Origin of the sequence: Peribacillus sp. NPDC096448, assembly GCF_044762675.1 — a bacterium.
GTDB classification, from domain to species: Bacteria; Bacillota; Bacilli; order Bacillales; family DSM-1321; genus Peribacillus; species Peribacillus frigoritolerans_B.
The window spans coordinates 285787-306167 of sequence record NZ_JBIWEU010000003.1 but is presented as its reverse complement, the minus strand read 5'-3'; the positions used below and the strand labels follow the sequence as shown (position 1 = coordinate 306167).

Genomic DNA, 20381 nt, shown 5'->3' with positions numbered 1-20381 from the left:
CAATCTTTACGAAAAGAGCCAAACATAAAGATTATGTCGACATTCGATCCCTATGGGGTCCTACTTTATTGGAAGTGAGGTATCAATGATGAAACCGAAAGTAATTGTCTATAAGAAAGTGGATCAAAAAGTGTTGGATCATATTCAAGAGACTTGTGATGTCGTTTATTTTGAGGGTCTTGATTCACAAAACTATCCTGAATTTCTTCAAGAGCTGAAGAACGCACAAGGTATATTAGGTTCAGGATTAAAAGTGGATAAAACTTTACTGGATCAAGCACCGCAATTAAAAATCGTCTGTAATTCATCGGTTGGTTACGACAATTTGGATGTAACGGAGCTGGCCAATCGAGGAATCATGGCTACGAACACTCCCGAGGTATTGAATGAGACAGTCGCTGATACGATTATGGGCTTGATGCTGTCCACAGCGAGAAGAATGCCCGAGTTGGATCAAATGGTAAAGTCAGGGCAATGGACATCGAATATCGGTGAAAAATCGTTTGGGTTGGACGTCCATCATAAAGTATTAGGCATTATCGGCATGGGCGGAATCGGATCTGCCGTTTCAAAAAGGGCCCGTTTTGGGTTCGATATGAACATCTTATATCACAACAGATCCAGAAACGAAGAAGCAGAACAAAAGTATGGAGCCACATACTGTTCTCTGGAAGATCTGTTAAAGCAATCTGATTTTGTCTGCTTGATGACACCGCTGACTCCCCAAACTGAAAAGATGATGGGGAAAAAGGAATTCAAGCTCATGAAAGAGTCTGCCATCTTCATCAATTGTTCAAGAGGGAGAACAGTGGATGAGGAAGCCTTGATCGATGCGCTAAAAACCGGGGAAATTCACGCTGCAGGACTGGATGTCTTTGTACAGGAGCCCATCCAGGAAGACAACTCGCTGCTTTCCATGAAGAATGTCGTCACTTTGCCTCATATCGGTTCCGCAACATATGAAACCCGCCTGAAAATGGCGATGCTGGCCGCAACCAACCTTGTCGCCGGATTACAGGGTGAAACTCCGCCTACCTTGATCAAAGCCGGGGTTAAGGTAAAGTGATCTTTAATGAATTACGCTGGATAGCCTTTTTTGGGGCTATCCATTTTTTTAGTTAAGGATTATTATTTTTACTCATCCTGCAAAACAAACAAGCCCTCCCTATAAAGGAGGGCTTTCAGGCGGTAGACAAACTTGTTAATATTGATTTCCACTCCAGGCACTCGCTTTCCGCGGGTGGTCCGGGAGCCTCCTCGGCGTGCCTGCGGGTCTCCCTTGGACGCACTATTCCCGCAGGAGTCTCGCACCTTCCGTTTCATCACCTTTGTTTTAAAATTAGAAGCCCTCTCTATAAAGGAGGGCTTTTATATTACTTCCCCAGACTTTTGTTATTCATCAACCACATTTGCCATTCCAGCAAAATCGGAAATTACGATCTATCAAAAAGTTCAGCCCCGGAAATGCCTGGGTTTGTCATCTCGTAAGGATTTAAAATGAGATCAAGCTCTTCCTCTGTTAACACATCATACTGCAGGCATAGTTCGCGTACCGATTTTCCTTTTAAAATGGCTTCCCGTGCGATACGCGCTGCCACTTCATATCCAATATGCGGATTAACGGCAGTTATAATCCCTACGCTTTTTTCCACATTCTCTTTTAGACGGTCTTCGTTTGCTTCAATATCTGCCAGACAGTAGTCTGTAAAGGCACGGAATGCATTGTTCATAATGCTGATGGATTGAAGCAAATTGAACACAAGCACAGGTTCCATCACGTTCAGTTCAAGCTGACCCGCTTCAGATGCCAGGCAAATGGTATGGTCATTGCCAATAACCTGGAACGCTACTTGATTGATCATTTCAGGCATGACCGGATTGACTTTTCCCGGCATGATGGATGAACCTGGCTGACGCGCCGGCAAGTTAATTTCCGCAAGGCCCGCACGGGGGCCTGAAGCCATTAAACGTAGGTCGTTCGCGATTTTGGACATATTCATCATGCATATTTTCAATGCAGCAGAGACTTCTGTATAAGCATCTGTATTTTGTGTCGCATCAACAAGATGCTCTGCCCCAACAAGCGGAAGCCCGCTAATATCCGCCAAATGTTCAACCACACTTTCGATGTAGCGAGGGTCTGCATTTAATCCTGTTCCCACAGCTGTTGCACCTATATTTATCTCATATAAATGCTGGCGTGATTGTTGAATGCGTTTAATATCACGCTCTAGTACACGGCTATATGCTTTAAACTCTTGACCAAGACGGATGGGCACTGCATCTTGAAGATGTGTCCGTCCCATTTTAATCACATGGTCAAATTGTTGGGCCTTTTTCCTAAAGATAGTAAGCATATATTCCATCGTATTTAATAACTTTTCGAGTGAAAGAAGAGTGGCGATATGAATCGAACTCGGGAACACATCGTTTGTTGATTGTGACATGTTCACATGGCTATTTGGACTTAATTGAACATAGTCCCCTTTCTCTTTTCCAAGCAATTCGAGGGCACGGTTAGCAATGACTTCGTTTGCGTTCATATTCATTGATGTACCTGCACCGCCCTGGATGGGATCCACGATAAAATGATCATGCCATTTGCCTTCGATTACTTCGTCTGCTGCCTGAATGATCATTTTACCAAGACCATCGTACAAACGTTTAGTATCCATATTGGCTAAAGCCGCCGCTTTTTTCACGATAGCCATCGCTTTAATCAATTCTTCATGAATGCGATAGCCTGTAATCGGAAAGTTTTCGACTGCACGCAATGTTTGGATACCATAGTATGCATGCACTGGTACTTGTTTTGATCCCAAGAAGTCTTTCTCAATACGTTCGTCATGATTTATTTGGATTGTTGACATTGTGTTTCCTCCTTTATAAGTTTATGCCACGTCTGATTGTTTAATTGAATCAACGTAATGGTTTGCTTTTTCCTGGTCAAATTCCCCTTCCCACTTCGACATGACAATCGCCGCCAATGAGTTCCCCATGACATTTACCGCTGATCTTCCCATATCCAAAATTCGGTCGATACCGGCAATGAACGCAACACCTTCCACCGGCAGTCCCATAGAACCAAGTGTTGTTAAAACAACAACAAATGACGCACCCGGAACGCCAGCCATTCCTTTTGACGTTAACATCAATACTAGTAACAAAGTAATCTGTTGTGTAATGGATAGATCAATACCATACATTTGTGCCACGAAAAGTGAAGCAAGTGCTTGGTAAATCGATGAGCCGTCCAGATTAAACGTATAGCCTGTTGGAATAACAAAAGAAGTAATGGACTTCGGGCAGCCAAACTTCTCCATTTTGTCCATAAGCCTTGGTAATACCGACTCTGAACTTGCTGTTGTAAATGCCAAAATCAACTCATCCTTTAACACTTTCAGGATTACAAAAATGCTTGTCCCAGACATTTTCGCTATGATTCCAAGAATGACGAACACAAAGAATACCATCGTCACATAAACAGCAATTACTAAGTTCCCTAAAGGAATTAACGTTGCAACGCCAAATTTTGCAACGGTTACACCAATGAGTGCAAACACACCAAAGGGGGCAAATTTCATGACTACATTCGTCACCCAAAACATTACTTCCAACACACCTTCAAAGAATCCAAGAATAGGCTTTCCCTTTTCGCCTATCGCAGCCACACCTAAGCCGAATAAAACAGAAAAGAAGATAATCGGTAATCAATCCGCTTGAGCCATTGATTCAAATACATTTTGAGGAACGATATGAGAAATCGTTTCTCCAAAGCCACTGCTTCCAGCCGTCTTCGTTGTTTCTTCATATTTTGAAATATCACTTTTTTCAAGATCGCTTGTATCTAAACCAGACCCTGGGTGGAACAAGTTTGCCGAAAGCAATCCAATAACAATGGCAATTGTGGTGACAATCTCAAAATAAAGAAGAGTCTTCCCGCCTAATTTTCCTAGTTTTTTAAGATCGCCGACTCCCGCTATGGAGACTACTAATGCAGCCATGACGATCGGGAGGACAATCATTTTAATTAAATGAATGAAAATATCGCCGATAGGTACCAAAATGGCCATGACTGTTTCATTACCATGGAATAAAGCACCGACAACGATACCTAGTACAAGTGCAACAAAAATTTGAGTAGCTAAGCCAAACTTTTTCATTTAAACTCCTCCTAGGATGGTCACTTGATTGTTAGCGCTTTCAATTTTTAGATTATTTCAAGTTTATGATCATCCTACTGGAACCTACTGAATCCTACTGATACTTACAAGGGCCAGAAAAAATAATAATTTCAGTCAAAACCCTTCTCACTTTTTTACCTTTTCATGTGTTATGTTTTTACTATAGTGACTGGGGAGGGACCGTATTTGAAAAAGAGTATAAGGATATTACTATTGATTATGATTGCGGTGCCTCTTGCGGGCGAATTCAAGTTTTATCCGTTCGATGATACATTCAGAGTCAGTTTGGGAACCCCTGTCTTCTTCTTGTTTTTACTATGGGGGAGGGGGATCCACCCGATTATTGCAGGTATAGTGACGGGGATGAGTGTGTTTTTTTTACGTTTTTCAATGTCTGTCGGGATACGGGACATATCCGTTGAGGATGCGATGTGCCTTCATGTTCCCGCCTTTTTCTATTACTTCATTTACGCGTTGGCATTTCATAAAACGAAATTGAACGAACGGCACGATCAGCCGTTTATGATCGGGCTTTTAGGGGTATTGATCGAGCTTTTTGCAAGTGTATCGGAGATGACGATCCGATCCATCCTAGCGAATCAGGATACACCCTTGATAGCCATTGACCAACTTGTATTAATCGCCTTTATTCGAAGCTTTTTCGTTCTCGGCTTTTTTAATATATTAAAGTTGAGAGAAGCAAAATCCGCAGAAGCGGAGCAGCGCATGCAAAAGGAACAAATGCTGCTTTTCATTTCAAGTTTGTATGAGGAATCGGTTCAACTGAAGAAAACGATGCAAGATGCGGAAGAAATCACCCGCACTTCTTATGACTTTTACCGTCGGTTAAAATCGGAGGGGACTAATGGAAGCGATGCACAAACTGCGTTGCAGATTGCCGGTCTCGTGCATGAGATCAAAAAAGATAACCAGCGAATTTATGCGGGGCTGTCGAAACTCATGTCATCCGAAAACCTGCAGGAATATATGAAGATCGAAGACCTTGGTAACATCATGATCGTGTCCAATAGACGATATGCAGAGTCCCTTCGCAAAGTTATTACATTTTCCTTGCATATAGATGGTGACCATCCCCCCTATCATGTATATATGGTATTATCATTAATAAATAATTTATTGGCTAATGCAGTGGAAGCCATTGAAGAAGAAGGATACGTATCACTGCATGTGCAAAGGAAAGATCAATTCGTGGAGTTTTACATCTGTGATAATGGTCCGGGCATTGCACCGAAGCAGAAGGAAATCATTTTTACCGCAGGATATACAAAGAAATTCGATGCGGCGGGAAACCCTTCGACGGGAATTGGTTTATCGTATGTGAAACAAACTGTTGAAAAATTTGGAGGACATATCAGGCTAATGGATAACTACCATAAAGAAACCGTATTCATCGTAGAACTTCCGATTGATGCTATTATGGGGAAAGGGTTAACGAGATGAATTATTTCATTATAGATGACGATCCTGCCATTCGAGGAATGCTGACAGAGATAATTGAAGACGAAGATTTAGGTAAAGTGGTGGGAGAAGCAGAAGACGGAGCTTTAGTGAATAATGGCTTGCTGTTTTTAAAAAAAGCAGACGTTGTCTTAATCGATTTGCTCATGCCAATAAGGGACGGAATTGAAACGATCAGGTCTCTTGCTGATGGATTTCAAGGAAAGTTTGTGATGATTTCGCAAGTGGAATCGAAAGAACTGATTGGGGAGGCGTATAGATTAGGGGCGGAATACTACATTACAAAACCGCTGAACCAAGTTGAAATTTCATGCATATTAAACAATGTGAACGAGCGAATACTGGTGGATCAATCGATCCAGGGCATTCAAAAGTCGTTGAACGTGTTTACGGGCCGCCCGAAGTCTTCGAAACCCTTTCATACAAAAAATATCATGGAAGCTGGACGTTCCTTAATTTCTGATTTAGGTATGATTGGCGAAGGGGGAAGCGAGGATTTACTGAACATTTTAGGATTCCTCCAAAATGAAAAGCAAAGACTCGGTCCTGCCTACACGTTTCCATATTTAAAGGAGATTTTTGCTGGGATTGCAGCTGAAAAGCTGGGAGATCAAGCGAAAGAAGCCGAAATCCAGAAAGAAATGAAAGCTTCTGAGCAGCGTGTCCGCCGAGCTCTTAACCAGGCACTTATCCATATCGCTTCATTAGGATTGACGGATTATATGAATCCAAAATTCGAAGCCTATTCATCCACATTTTTTGATTTCTCGGAAGTCCGCAAAAAAATGCTGGAGCTAGAAGACAAAAGCAAAAAAGTAAGCAGCCAGAGCCGCAATAATATGAAAAAGTTTATCCAAGTGCTGTTTATGGAAGCAAGGCAGATGATGAAATGATAAACCCCACGAACACAAGTTGAATAGATTGAAGATTCACAAAAAACTTTTTATATTTTTCAATGGAAGAAACATAAAGACAAATCCGTTCATATGGGATTTGTCTTTATCGCTATTTTCTCAGTATTTTTTATGACTTTGTTTCAAATCTACAGAAAAAAAGAACCGAACACTGGGGCTTTCAAATATGTAGTCATAAAAATAACCAGTCAAGCTATTGCTTAACTGGTTACTGACTTTACATGTTAAATCAGAATATAAAATGACGATCCATTATGGCAACTGTTGTGCAATATACATTGATATCATTCGGAAATTATGATAAATTAGTATAGAAACACATTTTATAATAATCAAAACAGTTTACCCCTTACTATAAGTATAAGGTAAAACTCACCTCTAGTCAACCCCCATTTTCTCATTTTTTAAAGGAGTGTCTGATATGAACAATGAAATTCGGCAGGAGCAAGAACGTTTGGATGAGGTGATAGATACAATTGCGAAACAAATCAGCAAAATAGAAGGAGAAACTTCAAAGCGTAAAAAAGAAGTTGTTAATATCCGTAAACACTTTTGGGATGACCTTAAGGTTAATATGGATACTTTCGATGATTACCTCGAGACGATCATTGGCTTAAGGCAGCAAGCTCAAGACTTGTCGGTAAGCGAAGGCGCACATAGATATGCCTTCAAGAGATTGTCGACACTGCGCCGCATGCAGGAAGTGCCCTATTTTGGCCGGATTGATATCACTGAAGAAGGGTCTTCCCTTACGGAACAAATTTATATTGGGACCTCCACCCTTACTGATGCAACAGGAGAAAACTTCATTATCTACGATTGGAGGGCCCCGATTTCGAGTGTTTATTATGACTATCCTCCCGGTCCTGTAGAATACTCCACTCCCGGAGGCGTAATTCGAGGGATGCTGGAGAACAAGTGGCAATACACCATCAAGGGAGGCGTTATCGAATCAATGTTTGATACGAGTCTCACCATTGGGGATGAGATACTGCAGCAGGTACTGGGCAAGGGAACGGATAAGCATATGCACAGTATAGTGTCCACCATTCAACGGGAGCAAAATAAGATCATCCGGAATGATCGCGGACGTCTGCTCATTGTTCAAGGTGCCGCTGGCAGCGGCAAGACATCAGCTGCCCTCCAACGGATCGCTTACTTGCTCTACAAGAATCGCGAAAGGCTAAACGCCGATCAAATCATTCTATTTTCTCCTAACTCCATGTTTAATAACTACGTATCCAATGTTTTACCCGAACTTGGCGAAGAGAATATGCAGCAGGTAACATTCCAGGAATACCTGGATCATCGTCTGACTGACTCGTTTCAAGTTGAGGATCCTTATGAGCAATTAGAATTTTTGCTGACTGCAGCGGATGATCCTTCCTATAGCACCAGGACAGCGAGTATCCAATTTAAGGCATCCATTCGCTTCTTTGAGATCATCAAGACATACAGACAATCACTGGAGCAATCTGGAATGATCTTTAGAGGGTTAAAGTTCCGAGGGGAAACGCTCGTCTCCGCCAAACAAATCTCGGAAAGATTTTATAACACGGACACCACCTTAAAATTTCACAATAGGATTGAAAAGTTGAAAGAGTGGTTATGTGAGTTACTTGATGAAAGGGAAAAGTTTGAGTTGAAACAACCTTGGGTCCAGGAGGAGATCGAGTATCTTAGCAAAGAAGACTACCAAAAGGTATACACTTACTTAGAGAAAAAACGGGGCCATAATGAAGATTCCTTTGACGATTATGAGCTAGAGAATAAAATGCTTGCGCGTATGATTGTTCGAAAGAAATTAAAGACATTACGCAAACGGATAAAAGCACTTTATTTTATCAATATTAAGGGAATATACAAGCAACTTTTTGACGAACAAACACGGATCGAACTGTGGAATGAAGGTGAAACACCTGCCGAAAGGGAAATTTGCTTATCAACGCAAAAAATGCTGGACGAAGGTAAACTGTATTACGAAGACGCGACTCCTTTTTTGCTGCTGAAGGAGTTAATTCAAGGGTTTCAGACGAATACTTCAATAAAATACGTGCTTGTTGACGAAGCACAAGATTATTCTCCATTTCAATTCGAGTTTTTGAAACGATTATTTCCTTCTGCAAGGATGACCGTGCTCGGTGACTTTAACCAGGCAATATTCGCTCATGCCAGCGAACGGGTGGATTTCCAGACTCTCACCAGTTTATACGGAATAGGTGAAACCGAGAGCATAACCTTGGATCAAAGCTACAGATCCACAAAGCAGATTATAGAATTCACACGTGAACTAGTTCCTGAAGGCCATCGAATTAAGGCATTCAATCGTGAAGGCGATAAGCCTGTACTCACTCAAGTGTCCAGCCGTGATGAACTGCACGACAGAATCATGTCTAAAGTCAAAGACTTTCAAAGGCGTGAGTACAATACAATCGCAATAATCTGTAAATCTGCTGCCGAAAGTGCCGCCGCATACGATGCCCTAAGTGTCCACGGTGAAATTAAACTCGTACAGAAAGGCACAAATGAATATGAACAGGGTGTAGTTGTCATTCCCGCTTATTTGGCCAAAGGCATCGAATTCGATGCTGTCATCATTTATGATGCATCCATGCAAACATACGGCGATGAGAGCCTGCGCAGATTGTTCTATACGGCATGTACCAGGGCTATGCATGACTTGCAGATTTATACGGTTGGCGAACCCAGCCCCTTCTTGCAAAACGATGCAACGGAGAATTTACTTCTGACCTCCAAATAACAAAGAATGGAGTCATTATTAGTGCTTCCTTTTTTCTCCTTTCATTTTATTGCTCTTTTATCAAATACTATAAAAGAAAATCTTTAGAAAAGGAGGAGATGAATTGGCTAACGAGAAAGAACAGGTGGAAACGGGAGCAAGTCAAGCAACTGGTGAATCAACAACTCAATCAGTTAATGATGGTCATTATCATTATCCAGGACCCATGGAAGAAGGCTATAGTGGAAATACCGGAAGAGCAGTACAGCCTGCCGGGAAAAAAGATCCTGATGTTCCTCAGAACAAAGACACATTTAATTACACCCGTAATTTAAAGTAGATCCGTCCAGCATCATATACTTGGAGGTGAAGGAAATGAGCAAAAAGACAGGAAGAGGCCGCATCGCACCAAGTGTTAACCCGCAGGGACATGGAAAAGATGTGGAATTCTCCACAGAGCCAAAAAGCGATCTTGAAAACAAAGCAAAAAAGTCCAATACAAAATAAGCGTATTGGATAAAAATGTGGTCATACTTTATAAGGAATGCCCTTCTCTTATCGAGAGGGGCTTTTATAATCTATAAGAAGGCTCTAATCATCTAATTGGTTATGGAAAAAATCCAATCCTCACTCCACGATTTTTGTCGATGAATCATACGTTTTGAAGCAGCGGAATGTGAAAGAATGGAAGGGTGGGGTTACCGTTTAAAAAAATACCAAATACATATATCGCTGTGCTAATATGAAAGACTGAGCTTAATAAAATGGAGAGGAGTTACAAATGAAAATAAACCGATTAATAGCGAACAATATAAACCATTTAGATTCATCACTGCCTGACGACCAATCATTAGGAATTGCTGGTTTATCAGGTTCCGGGAAGACGACTTTTTGTCAAACCATTGGTGAAGAATCCAAGAAGCGTCTCGTTTCCTTATTGCCTAAGTCTGAATATCAGTATTTATTTCCCAATATTATGGAAACCAATTTCAGCGCCATCAAGATGGAGGAAATGCCGCTGGTCCTTTTTCTCGGTAAATCATCCATTTCAGCCAATCCCCGTTCGACCATTGGCACACATACTGGTGTGTTTAAAGAGATTCGTGTTTGTCTTGCAGAAAAATTCAATCTTTCTCCGGAAGTTTTTTCATTTAATAATGCCTTAGGCTGGTGCCCCGCTTGTAAAGGACGCGGTACGACGAAAAATGTCGAATGTCCAAAGTGTGAGGGGAAGCGCTACAATCCAGAAGTCGAGCAATATACCATTGAATTATTAGACCGCCCGCATACTATATCCGATATCAACAACTTAAGCATCGAAACGATCCTTTCACTCGCAGAGACCTTACATATTAGTGAAGCAAAACAGCATATCCTCCAAAATATAATCAATATGAATATTGGTTATTTAGGCTTGAACCGTATTATGGGGACAGTGTCAGGGGGAGAATTAACCCGGCTTTATTTGGCCGAATTCATGGCAACAAGTGAAAATACCGTGATCATCATTGATGAAATCTCCGTCGGTCTTGATCATCAAACCCTTTTGAAAATTTTGGAACAGATTAAGCAATTAGGTTATAAAAATCAAATTTGGCTCATTGATCACTCAGACACGGTGCTGGATAGCACAGATGACCAATTGTTCTTTGGACCTGGCAGCGGGAAATATGGCGGGAAAATCGTTGAGGAATCACCGCGTCCCAAACCAATCAGTTGGAAACGAAATGAAGCAGTTCCATCGGAATACTATCAATTCCAGGATCTTTACTGCCGTAATATTCAAATGGAAGAAATCCGGATTCCCAAGAATAGACTCGTTACCTTTACGGGTGAGTCAGGCTGCGGTAAATCTACACTAGTCAATGAATGCATCTCCAAAGATTTTCAGAAGCGGTATCCAAAGGATAAACTGGTCATGGTCGGGCAGGACCGAAACAAATCGATCACCAGCCGGTCAACCGTTGCGACGTTTCTTGATATTAAAAAGAAACTAACCAAATACAGTGATGAAATTGATGATATTTTTCTGCGTTCGATCGAAGATATCATTGAAGAATTGCCAAAAGAAGACATCGCACATAAACGCTTGAGCTTATTGATCAAACTTGGGCTTGGTTATTTGACGTTAGAAAGAAAAACACAAACACTATCGACGGGTGAATTTCAATGTGTCCACTTAGTTTCCGAGCTGTTTGCGAAGACAAGGAACCCGCACACGCTGTTCATTTTTGACGAGCCTTCAAAAGGGTTATCGCAAAATATTTTAAACCAATTCATTGACAGTGTCAGGGTCATTCTGGAGGATGAATCCGTCTCCATCATCATGATTGAACATAATGCCTATATGCTGGAAAGCTCGGATTATATCGTGGATTTTGGTAAAAGGCAGCTAACACCTGTCCAGCATCTTGAAGTTGTCAGTCATGATGATTATTACCGTCACAAAGACAGTGACGATCGAGCGGAGCCATTGCATATCTCTTCGACGCTCCGGTCAAAAACTGGTATCAATTATTTACAGGAAAATCATCTGGACTATTTCAAAAAGGCAGAGAACGTCTATAAGGGCGGCATTTTAAAAAGCTTATCACCAATCGCTCGTGTGATTTATGGGGAGTACGAGTCAGACACGATCGCACCTGTCATCGCCATCGATCTTGAACGGCACTTGTACAGTCAATATACGTTTCTTTATGAACTGGGCGGAATGATCAACCATATAGTGGCTGCACATCCGACCAATAAAGATGCAAGAAGCTTCGATTTCTATTCTGCGGAAAATCATTGTCCAAGCTGTTCGGGACGCCGGGTCATTGAAAAATTTGACTTTGATGTAGTCATTCAAGACAAAAACGTGCCATTCTGGGATGGTTTATTACATCCAGACGTGATGGAAGTATTAAAATATTATCAACATTCAAAACTGCAATTCCTGTTTGATGAGATCAAGAATAAACTAGGTCACGACATGAGTAAAAGCTATAATGAGATGACAGATGCCGAAAAGCATACATTCTTATATGGGTATTGGGAAAAGTCCTTTTACGATAAAGCAGGCAAGGCATCGCGAATTTGGGAAGGATTCAATTTCATCATTGGGCGTTATATCTTCGTATCGAAATCAATCATTAAAGAGCAGATGAAAGAAACAAAAGAAATGATCGCCTGTCCAGTCTGTCAAGGAACGATCCTGAACCATCATAAAAAACTGACATTTGGTGATACGGATATTCGTGAGATCATCCAACAGCCAATAGATCAAGTCATCAATATTGTAGGGAAGCTGCCGGAACTGGAAAAACTCAAAGCGATTGTAGGCGGCGATATCGCACTTACTGATGATGTTTCATTCCTTCCTCGGGAAACACAAGCAGCGTTGAAAATGCTCGAACTCGAACTGGCAAGCTTCATCGGCTATGAAGTGGTTTTACAAAATACCCAACCGTTCTGGGGCAGCATTAAAGGAAATATCGAAGCAATCAACAGCAAAAATCAGATCACCATCTGTGACTTTGCCAATATTAACGAAACAAGAGAAACCATTATTGATAAATATTTCACCAATGGCAAATACAAAAAACTAACCTATGTCTATGAAGCATTCGGCTACAAAAAAATCGTTACCCAAATCAATAAAATTAAAGCAAGTCATAAATGCCCATTCTGCAATGGCAAGAAAGTCATTTCAGAAGACAACATCCATGACGGTGTGTATAAATTAACGATCCCTTGTGTGAGCTGTCATGCCAGTGGCATCGATGATGAAGGCCGTAAAGAAATCGTCGAAAACATCGACGTCCAGACATGGCTGACAGGGAAAGTAAAAGATGTCGTCCCTGAAAGTGAACGTACCGAGGCCGTTGCCGATATCCCCATTTTCGCCCGGATTCGTGAATTGAACAAACGAGACATGATGGCGGTTTATCAATGCCTTGACCAGAAAAAATAAAGTAAAAAGTCCGCCGATAATGGCAAATAACTGGATTAATACTTGGTGTCCCACCTCTTAAAAAACATATCTTTCAACAAATCAGAAATGAAAGAGATCAATGGATGCTTTCATTTTCCGAATTAAAAAGTTAAAACAAAGTTGATTGGAACGGAAGGTGCGAGACTCCTGCGGGAAAACGTGTCCAAGGGAGACCCCGCAGGCGCATAGGCGCCGAGGAGGCTCCCGGACCGCCCGCGGAAAGCGAGTGCCTGGAGTGGAAAGCAACGACTACAAAAGAAAGGGAGCGGATTTCTGAAATCAACTGAACATATTAAATAAAAAACTGCAGGCAAACCGAGTTTTCATCAAGTTTGTCTACAGTCTGAAGCCCGCCGATAATGGCGGGCTTTTTTTAATAACCTTCTTGATAAACGGGAAGTGTTATTGAAATCGTTGTTCCCTTATTCAAAGCGCTAGTTATATGAAGTGTACCATTCATCGTTTGGATGGTCTTGACAGCTACCATTGATCCCAACCCTGTCCCTTTTTCTTTGGAACTGTAATAAGGCTCGCCAAAACGATTAATTTGTTCTTTGTTCATTCCCACTCCATTGTCACTGATTTCGATAATGATGTCTAAATTATTAACATAAGAAACAATACTAAGTTCCCCACCGTTTGGCATCGCCTCTATACCATTTTTAATGAGGTTTAGGAAGCATTGCTTGAAATGTTGAATATTCCCCCGGGTAAGGGCTGGTGCCAACTGTTCAGATATCGTAACTAAATTCATGCTGGCCAATGGTTTGATCATTTCAATTACATAACCTATTTCACGGTTAATTGAAATACTATCCACTTTCTCAAGTGCAGGTTTTGCAAATGCTAAGTATTCACTAATAATGGATTCTGCACTATTAAGCTCCCTAACAACGTGTTCTATATATTGTTCTTTTACTTCCTGAGTCAGATCAGGAGTCTTTAGCAGTTGAACAAATCCTTTCACAACCGTTAAAGGGTTTCTAACTTCATGTGAAATGCTGGCTGCAAGCTGGCTGACTACCTCCATTTTTTCAAGCCTTATCATTTGTGTCCGAATTAAAATGGCATCCTTTAAAATTTCTATGATATAAACAGCTAAACCAATAATGAAAGGAGGGAGGATGATAAAGTAAAATACATACGCCTCCGTTATTTGAAAATAATCAGACATAACGAGTGAAATGAAGCTCGTTAGTATTCCAAGAAATAAAATTAATAGTATCGAGCTATTAAGCTTATTTTTTCGATTGAAATTTTTGAATTTTGAAGAAAATAGAGCCGTTATAATAAATATTACGATATATACAATTACCGTAAGTAAATTGAAACCATAAAAAGCAAACCTAAAAGTTAATATGATGACTAACAGGGCAGCCCCTACAGGCCAACCACCATAAAGTGTTCCGATTATAAAAGGGATTTGCCGGAGATCGTGGACACAATATTCATCTATATAAATAGGAAACTTCATACATAATATAATAGGAATGCTCATGCATGCAGTGATAAGGGTCCTGACATACTGACTCAATCTTTTGCCATGATCTAATAAAATGTAATAAATCAAAATACTTACTAAGATATAAAAAAGATTATCTAATATGTGTTGATTGATATAATTAAAATTCATAGGATTCTCCTGAAAAAGTAACCGTTTGGTTTATTATACAAGAATAACACCAAAAAAGAGAATCATAATAAAGTAATTTTTTTACAGAAAGACATTTGAATTCAAAAGAGTTGGTTAATGCGTATCTAATGTAACTTGTATTATTTACCGATTCATCAGTTGGAAATTTGGTTTTACATAATAAAGGAAATATAATGTAGGTAGAGGTGATTTTCATTGAAAAAATGGACAAGAGACATAGAAATAAACGCCCCAATTGAACAGGTATGGAAGTTTCTTGATGGTTCAGTAGAAAATATGCAAAAAATCATGCCTCAAGTAGTTGAACAAAAGCCGATTAAAATAACGGAAGAAGTGGTTGGAAGCGTATATCGCCAAAAATATAGAGAAGGAAAACGAACAGAAGAGTATGATATAGAAACATTGGAATATTTGAATGAAACTAATGAGAAAAAGCTTAAAGTAGGATTTATACTTGCAAAAATGTTTGAAATTACAGCTTTTTACGAACTAAATAAAATCAATGACAATAGAACTTCCTTTACATATACAGTCACCAGTCGCCCGTTAAAGTGGTTTTTGAAATTATTTTTATTATTTGCCACCGATAAAGTGGTCGTTGAATTTTTAGACCGTGTCAAAAAGGTAGCTGAAGCAGAAACGGGTAGGTAATACTTTACTAAAGACTTGATCGCTTGTGAAAGGTAAGGAATTCAAAAGACCCTTCCGAAAAAAGGGTCTTTTATTTTAAAGATGAAATGTTACTGCAAGCTTGAACGTATCTTGTTTCGGCAATGATAGCAAAATTTATGGACTTTTGTTATACCTCAATCTCCATCCCGATGTTCCGTTCTTTCGATTGGCGGTAAACACCTTTTGCCACAGCGAGGTCAAAGTAAGCAGCACCGACCGATTTAAAGAAGGTAATTTCCTCTTCATGTTCCCTGCCTGTTTTGGTCAGCATTACAAGTTCATAAAGCTCCCCGTGAATATCATTAAATGACCAATTTCCCTGATTGGCAGCATGAATGAGCTCTCCTGCTTCATCCTTCACGCCCGCCAAATCGTCGACGATAATTTTAGCAGCGCGTGAAACCGTGGTATTATCCACTTCTTTCATATCCGGCAAGTAAGACCCGACCCCGTTAATGTGTGTGCCCGGCTTTAAATCCTGCCCATTAAATACAGGCTCGTTCGAGCGGGTTGCGCAGCAAATGATATCTGCTTGACGAACAGCTGCTGAAACATCTTCGAAAACTTCAAAAGGAACGGTTACACCGAATGCCCGCAGCTTTTCACCGAATTTCTCCGCTTTCTCTGGTGTGCGATTTACTAATAAAATACGCTCAATGTCCCTTACGGCTAACACACCAATTGCTTGTTCAAATCCCATAGCCCCTGTGCCGATGATCGTGAGAACCCGGGCGTCTTTACGAGCAAGAAAGTCAGTGGCAATGCCGCTCAATGCCCCCGTTCTGAGACGTGTTAAATAGGAGGCAGTCAACAATGCTAAATGTTCGCCATTTTCTGCATCTGACAGCAAGATGACTCCTTGTGTTGTTGCCATCCCCCTTGAAGGATTCTTTGGAAAAATGGTAACAACCTTGACCGCCGAAACTTCTTCAGATAAATCAGCGCTTGGCATGTAAAGTGCCGATGCCTCGTGTTGAGGGAAAGCAAGAACCGTGCGATGAGGGTTATCTATTCTTTGAGCACCATGTGCACGTAATACGGCCTTTACATCCGATATTGCGTCTTTCATTCCATATGATTGCTGAATTTCCTTCTCACTTATAACCAACATTCAATTGTCCTCCTTGAAGTAAAAGAACCATAGATTACATGGCACTAGTATTATGCGTTTCGTCTAATTTCTGATTGCTGCGATCCTTAACTGCCCAAATCGCTGCTAGTGACAGGACAGAGGCAAAAATAATGTAAAGGGCGACAGGAACATAGGAGTTATTAAACCGATTAAGTAAAGCCGTTGCAACTAGCGGCGCTGTTCCTCTGCCAGAGCTGCTCCGATTTGATATCCAAGCGTGATGCCGGTATAACGGATCTTTGCATCGAAAATTTCCGAGAACATCGTTCCAAGAACAGCTGTGATGGGAGCCCAAATAACCCCTAAACCTATCACTGTTGCAACGATCAATAGCAGTACCGATTTTTGCTGCAGCAACCAGAAGTATGGGAATGCAAACAGTGCCATCCCAACCGTTCCGCCTATAAACAGCTTTTTGCGGCCAATCGTATCAGATAAATTCCCCATGATAGGTATTAAAATCGTCGTTATAATTGTCGCAATCATGACTGCAGTTAATGTAGCTGTCCGGGAGAAACCGAGATTTGCAGTAGCATATGATACGACAAACGTGCTAAAAATATAAAATGGAGCTGTTTCTACCACTTTAGCTCCCACGGCGATAAGGACTTCACGCCAATAATTCTTAAGAGTTTCCACAATCGGCAGCTTTGGAACTTCTCCTGATTCTTTCAATTTTTTGAAAGACGGTGTTTCATCGATTCCTTTACGAATCCATAGGCCAAAAAAAACAAGGAAAGCACTAAAAATGAATGGTAAACGCCATCCCCAAGTCATGAATGCGTTTTCAGGAAGCAGTGTCATAATGGATAAGGCAACGGTTCCAAGCAGCATTCCTATCGTAACACCCATCTGAGGAATGGCTCCGAACAAGCCCCGTTTCTCAGCGGGAGCATATTCAACGGCCAATAATAGCGCGCCACCCCATTCACCGCCAATTCCCAGACCTTGTACTAATCGCAACGTGATCAATAAAATAGGCGCCCAAATCCCAACGGCTTGATACGTGGGAAGAAGCCCCATCCCAAATGTTGCGACCCCCATTAAACTAAGTGTTATAACAAGTGTTTTCTTTCTCCCGATACGATCGCCAATATGGCTGAAGATCACCCCGCCAAAAGGGCGGATGAAGAATGCTAACGCAAAGGATGCATAGGAAAGCAACAGCCCTATTGTCGGATCCTCATTCACGAAGAATAGCTGATTAAACACGAGAGCTGCAACGGTCCCATATAAAAAATAGTCAAACCACTCAATTGAACTTCCGACTAAACTCGCAATTAAAATTCGCCGCATTTGTTTCTTCTCCATCTTGAGTCACCCCGTTAAAATTGAAGTGTCACTTCAATTTATTATTTTCTTTATTGTAAATAATTTTAAATTTTCTGTCAATTATTTTATTAATGACGGAACATTCATCAAAGTTTGTACTGTATAATGTAGCTAGATACTATGTAAAAAGGGGGCATCTCTATGCCTTTTGATTCAATCGGGGAAAAAATGAAATCATTGAGGAAAGAGCGAAAACTAACATTAAAGAGCCTTGCTGAACAAACAGGCGTTTCGATCAGCTTTTTATCACAAGTGGAACGGGGTAAATCAAGCGTCACATTAGAGTCATTAAAAAAAATCGCTGATACATTGGATGTCAGCCCAAGTTTCTTTTTTTCAGAGGACCGCTCCCAAGAAAATTCAGATTATAATCATGAACAATTTCACTATCAGAATTTATCCAGCGGCATTCGTGATGCTGTTTTTTCGCCTATTCTCGTCACCTTAAAGCCAGGTGAAAATAAAGGAAGCGCCTTTTCTCATAGCGGACATGAATTCTTATTCATTATCGAAGGGAAGTTAACAGTGGAAATTGAGGGAGAAAGAATGGAACTCCATGAACAGCAGTCGTTCATGTTCGATGCCAGAAAAGCCCATTACTGGTTTAACTTCTCGGATCAAAATGTCCGGTTTTTGGTGGTGTCGTCGAAATAACGTCACGGTGTTCTGGAATGAAAGTATATCCAGTTAACGAAAAATCTCGTACAAAAGGATGGATGTAAACAGGTATTCCTCACTGTTCATCTATCCTTTCTAACTGTTAATTTGTGTCTTTGCATTAGGTCCTCATTAGTTGATAAAATGGTTTATCAGCTGTGTTTCTTTGATGAAACGATAATGAGGAGCGGTATACTTACCTTTCAACAAATAGAAAGTGGGATTTTATGATTAACCTGCATCAAGTGAGTAAAAAATTTTCACAATTTCAGGCTATTAAGTCTGTTACTTTAAGAATACCTAAAGGTGAAATTCATGGAATAATCGGAGCAAGCGGAGCAGGGAAATCAACGCTGCTGCGGCTAATGAATTTGTTGGAGACCCCAGATGCGGGCGACGTGGAGGTAAACGGCCAAAGATTGACCACATTGAACAATAAAGCACTTCGTGGGGCACGGAAGTCGATTGGCATGATCTTTCAGCATTTTAATCTTGTGGCAAATAAAACGGTTCATGACAATGTGGCAGCCTCTTTAGAGCTGGCAAATTATCCAAAGAAGGAACGTCGGAGCCGTGTTGTAGAGTGTCTTCAATTTGTCGGGTTGGAGGGTGAGATGGAGAGATATCCTGCACAATTAAGCGGGGGACAGAAGCAACGTGTTGCCATTGCAAGGGCATTGGCGAATAACCCGCAAGTGTTGTTATGCGATGAACCGACCTCTTCCCTTGATCCAAATACAACGGCTGAAATATTAGACGTGCTAGAGAACATCAACAAACGCTTCGGTGTGACGATTGTCATTGTTAGTCATGAGCTGGATGTCATTAAGAGTATATGCAATCGTGTATCGATCATGGCAGATGGAGAGATTTATGACACGGTCTTAATCGAACCAACCGGGATTCAAAAAAAAGATAATCGTCCAGAATACTTTATCGAACAATTAGCAGAGAATGGTGGGCTAGGCCATGCCTGAGATTTTAGTTCAATATGAGGCAGAAATTTGGCAGTCAATTGGCGAAACCATTACCATGGTTGGTGTGTCCATTTTAGCTGCGATTTTGATTGGATTGCCTGTGGGGACCTTGCTATTTCTTTGTAGGAAGGGTCATTTGCTTGAAAATCCGTGGGCGTTCTCGATTTTAAATTTACTTGTCAATATGATCCGTTCCTTCCCATTTTTGTTATTGGTTGTTTTTTTAATCCCCTTTACAAGGCTCATAATCGGCACAGCCATTGGTACAGCAGCTGCTTGCGTTCCATTAGCGATCATTGCCATTGCCCATTATTCGAGATTGGTCGAGCAATCTTTATTGGATGTGCCAAAGGGTGTGATCGAGGCAGCCATTTCCATGGGGGCTTCCGTTAAGGATGTCATATTTAAATTTCTTTACGTGGAGGCTCGTTCAGGGCTAGTCCTCGGACTAACAACATCGATTATCAGCTTTATTTCCTATTCAACGATCATGGGAGTGGTCGGGGGCGGCGGTATCGGCGACTTTGCCATCAGGTATGGCTACCAGCAGTTTAAAACAGAGCTAATGATTTATATGATTATCATTATAATTATTCTAGTACAGCTTATCCAATTCATTGGCACGGCAATAGCCAGAATGATTGATAAAAGATAAATAATGGAGGGA

Annotated in this window: 14 protein-coding genes and 2 pseudogenes; 11 read left to right on the top strand and 5 right to left on the bottom strand. The window is 40.9% G+C overall.

Annotated features, from left to right (window positions below):
* Positions 1–88 precede the first annotated feature (88 nt).
* Positions 89–1066, top strand: coding sequence for a 2-hydroxyacid dehydrogenase (locus ACIQ0C_RS07645; RefSeq protein WP_403059015.1), 978 nt, complete (start codon positions 89–91; stop codon positions 1064–1066).
* 367 nt (positions 1067–1433) lie between these two features.
* Here the strand turns inward: ACIQ0C_RS07645 and aspA are convergent, their stop codons facing one another.
* Together aspA and ACIQ0C_RS07635 are read right to left on the bottom strand one after the other, a co-directional pair.
* The gene (gene aspA / locus ACIQ0C_RS07640) at positions 1434–2870 is read right to left on the bottom strand and encodes an aspartate ammonia-lyase (RefSeq protein WP_403058720.1); all 1437 of its coding nucleotides are present in this window, start codon (positions 2868–2870) and stop codon (positions 1434–1436) included.
* 21 nt (positions 2871–2891) lie between these two features.
* Positions 2892–4163: pseudogene (locus tag ACIQ0C_RS07635) on the bottom strand (cation:dicarboxylate symporter family transporter).
* A 207-nt stretch (positions 4164–4370) separates the two neighbouring features.
* On the opposite strand from ACIQ0C_RS07635, the gene ACIQ0C_RS07630 reads away from it, so the two are divergent.
* From ACIQ0C_RS07630 to ACIQ0C_RS07605, 6 genes are all read left to right on the top strand, one after another.
* Positions 4371–5645, top strand: coding sequence for an ATP-binding protein (locus ACIQ0C_RS07630; RefSeq protein WP_403058718.1), 1275 nt, complete (start codon positions 4371–4373; stop codon positions 5643–5645).
* The gene (locus ACIQ0C_RS07625) at positions 5642–6556 is read left to right on the top strand and encodes a response regulator (RefSeq protein WP_403058716.1); all 915 of its coding nucleotides are present in this window, start codon (positions 5642–5644) and stop codon (positions 6554–6556) included. Before ACIQ0C_RS07630 ends, ACIQ0C_RS07625 begins: the two co-directional genes overlap by 4 nt.
* 442 nt (positions 6557–6998) lie before the next feature.
* Positions 6999–9338: an RNA polymerase recycling motor HelD gene (gene helD, locus ACIQ0C_RS07620; protein ID WP_403058714.1), complete on the top strand. Its 2340-nt coding sequence runs from the start codon at positions 6999–7001 to the stop codon at positions 9336–9338.
* A gap of 103 nt (positions 9339–9441) precedes the next feature.
* Positions 9442–9657 carry a hypothetical protein gene (locus ACIQ0C_RS07615; protein WP_403058712.1) on the top strand — a complete coding sequence of 72 codons (216 nt, stop codon included), beginning with the start codon at positions 9442–9444 and terminating at the stop codon, positions 9655–9657.
* Positions 9658–9692: 35 nt separating this feature from the next.
* Entirely contained in the window at positions 9693–9824 is a 132-nt protein-coding gene (sspL, locus tag ACIQ0C_RS07610; RefSeq protein WP_034304091.1) for a small, acid-soluble spore protein L, read from the top strand.
* 274 nt (positions 9825–10098) lie between these two features.
* Entirely contained in the window at positions 10099–13269 is a 3171-nt protein-coding gene (locus tag ACIQ0C_RS07605; RefSeq protein ID WP_403058710.1) for an ATP-binding cassette domain-containing protein, read from the top strand.
* Between the two features lie 394 nt (positions 13270–13663).
* Here ACIQ0C_RS07605 and ACIQ0C_RS07600 read toward each other — a convergent pair whose 3' ends face one another.
* Positions 13664–14923, bottom strand: a complete 1260-nt coding sequence (locus ACIQ0C_RS07600) for an ATP-binding protein (protein ID WP_403058708.1) — start codon at positions 14921–14923, stop codon at positions 13664–13666.
* Positions 14924–15139: 216 nt separating this feature from the next.
* Between ACIQ0C_RS07600 and ACIQ0C_RS07595 the strand changes: the two genes are divergently transcribed.
* Positions 15140–15595: an SRPBCC family protein gene (locus ACIQ0C_RS07595; protein WP_403058706.1), complete on the top strand. Its 456-nt coding sequence runs from the start codon at positions 15140–15142 to the stop codon at positions 15593–15595.
* A gap of 148 nt (positions 15596–15743) precedes the next feature.
* Here ACIQ0C_RS07595 and ACIQ0C_RS07590 read toward each other — a convergent pair whose 3' ends face one another.
* Together ACIQ0C_RS07590 and ACIQ0C_RS07585 are read right to left on the bottom strand one after the other, a co-directional pair.
* Positions 15744–16727, bottom strand: a complete 984-nt coding sequence (locus ACIQ0C_RS07590) for an ornithine cyclodeaminase family protein (protein ID WP_403058704.1) — start codon at positions 16725–16727, stop codon at positions 15744–15746.
* Positions 16728–16761: 34 nt separating this feature from the next.
* Positions 16762–18059: pseudogene (locus ACIQ0C_RS07585) on the bottom strand (MFS transporter).
* Positions 18060–18221: 162 nt separating this feature from the next.
* On the opposite strand from ACIQ0C_RS07585, the gene ACIQ0C_RS07580 reads away from it, so the two are divergent.
* From ACIQ0C_RS07580 to ACIQ0C_RS07570, 3 genes are all read left to right on the top strand, one after another.
* A complete protein-coding gene (locus ACIQ0C_RS07580) occupies positions 18222–18734 on the top strand; it encodes a helix-turn-helix domain-containing protein (RefSeq protein WP_096340110.1) in 513 nt (170 codons plus the stop codon).
* Positions 18735–18964: 230 nt separating this feature from the next.
* Entirely contained in the window at positions 18965–19714 is a 750-nt protein-coding gene (locus ACIQ0C_RS07575; protein ID WP_403058701.1) for a methionine ABC transporter ATP-binding protein, read from the top strand.
* Positions 19707–20369 (top strand): methionine ABC transporter permease, encoded by a 663-nt coding sequence (locus tag ACIQ0C_RS07570; protein WP_403058699.1) that lies wholly within the window; start codon positions 19707–19709, stop codon positions 20367–20369. The genes ACIQ0C_RS07575 and ACIQ0C_RS07570 overlap by 8 nt, the downstream gene beginning before the upstream one ends.
* Positions 20370–20381 lie beyond the last annotated feature (12 nt).

What these genes read in the sequence shown, in the direction of transcription:
- ACIQ0C_RS07590 (WP_403058704.1), bottom strand. Translation starts at nt 16,727, where the DNA reads ATGTTGGTTATAAGTGAGAAGGAAATTCAGCAATCATATGGAATGAAA.
- ACIQ0C_RS07580 (WP_096340110.1), top strand. Translation starts at nt 18,222, where the DNA reads ATGCCTTTTGATTCAATCGGGGAAAAAATGAAATCATTGAGGAAAGAG.
- ACIQ0C_RS07645 (WP_403059015.1), top strand. Translation starts at nt 89, where the DNA reads ATGAAACCGAAAGTAATTGTCTATAAGAAAGTGGATCAAAAAGTGTTG.
- ACIQ0C_RS07600 (WP_403058708.1), bottom strand. Translation starts at nt 14,923, where the DNA reads ATGAATTTTAATTATATCAATCAACACATATTAGATAATCTTTTTTAT.
- ACIQ0C_RS07625 (WP_403058716.1), top strand. Translation starts at nt 5,642, where the DNA reads ATGAATTATTTCATTATAGATGACGATCCTGCCATTCGAGGAATGCTG.
- helD (WP_403058714.1), top strand. Translation starts at nt 6,999, where the DNA reads ATGAACAATGAAATTCGGCAGGAGCAAGAACGTTTGGATGAGGTGATA.
- ACIQ0C_RS07575 (WP_403058701.1), top strand. Translation starts at nt 18,965, where the DNA reads ATGATTAACCTGCATCAAGTGAGTAAAAAATTTTCACAATTTCAGGCT.
- ACIQ0C_RS07570 (WP_403058699.1), top strand. Translation starts at nt 19,707, where the DNA reads ATGCCTGAGATTTTAGTTCAATATGAGGCAGAAATTTGGCAGTCAATT.
- sspL (WP_034304091.1), top strand. Translation starts at nt 9,693, where the DNA reads ATGAGCAAAAAGACAGGAAGAGGCCGCATCGCACCAAGTGTTAACCCG.
- aspA (WP_403058720.1), bottom strand. Translation starts at nt 2,870, where the DNA reads ATGTCAACAATCCAAATAAATCATGACGAACGTATTGAGAAAGACTTC.
- ACIQ0C_RS07605 (WP_403058710.1), top strand. Translation starts at nt 10,099, where the DNA reads ATGAAAATAAACCGATTAATAGCGAACAATATAAACCATTTAGATTCA.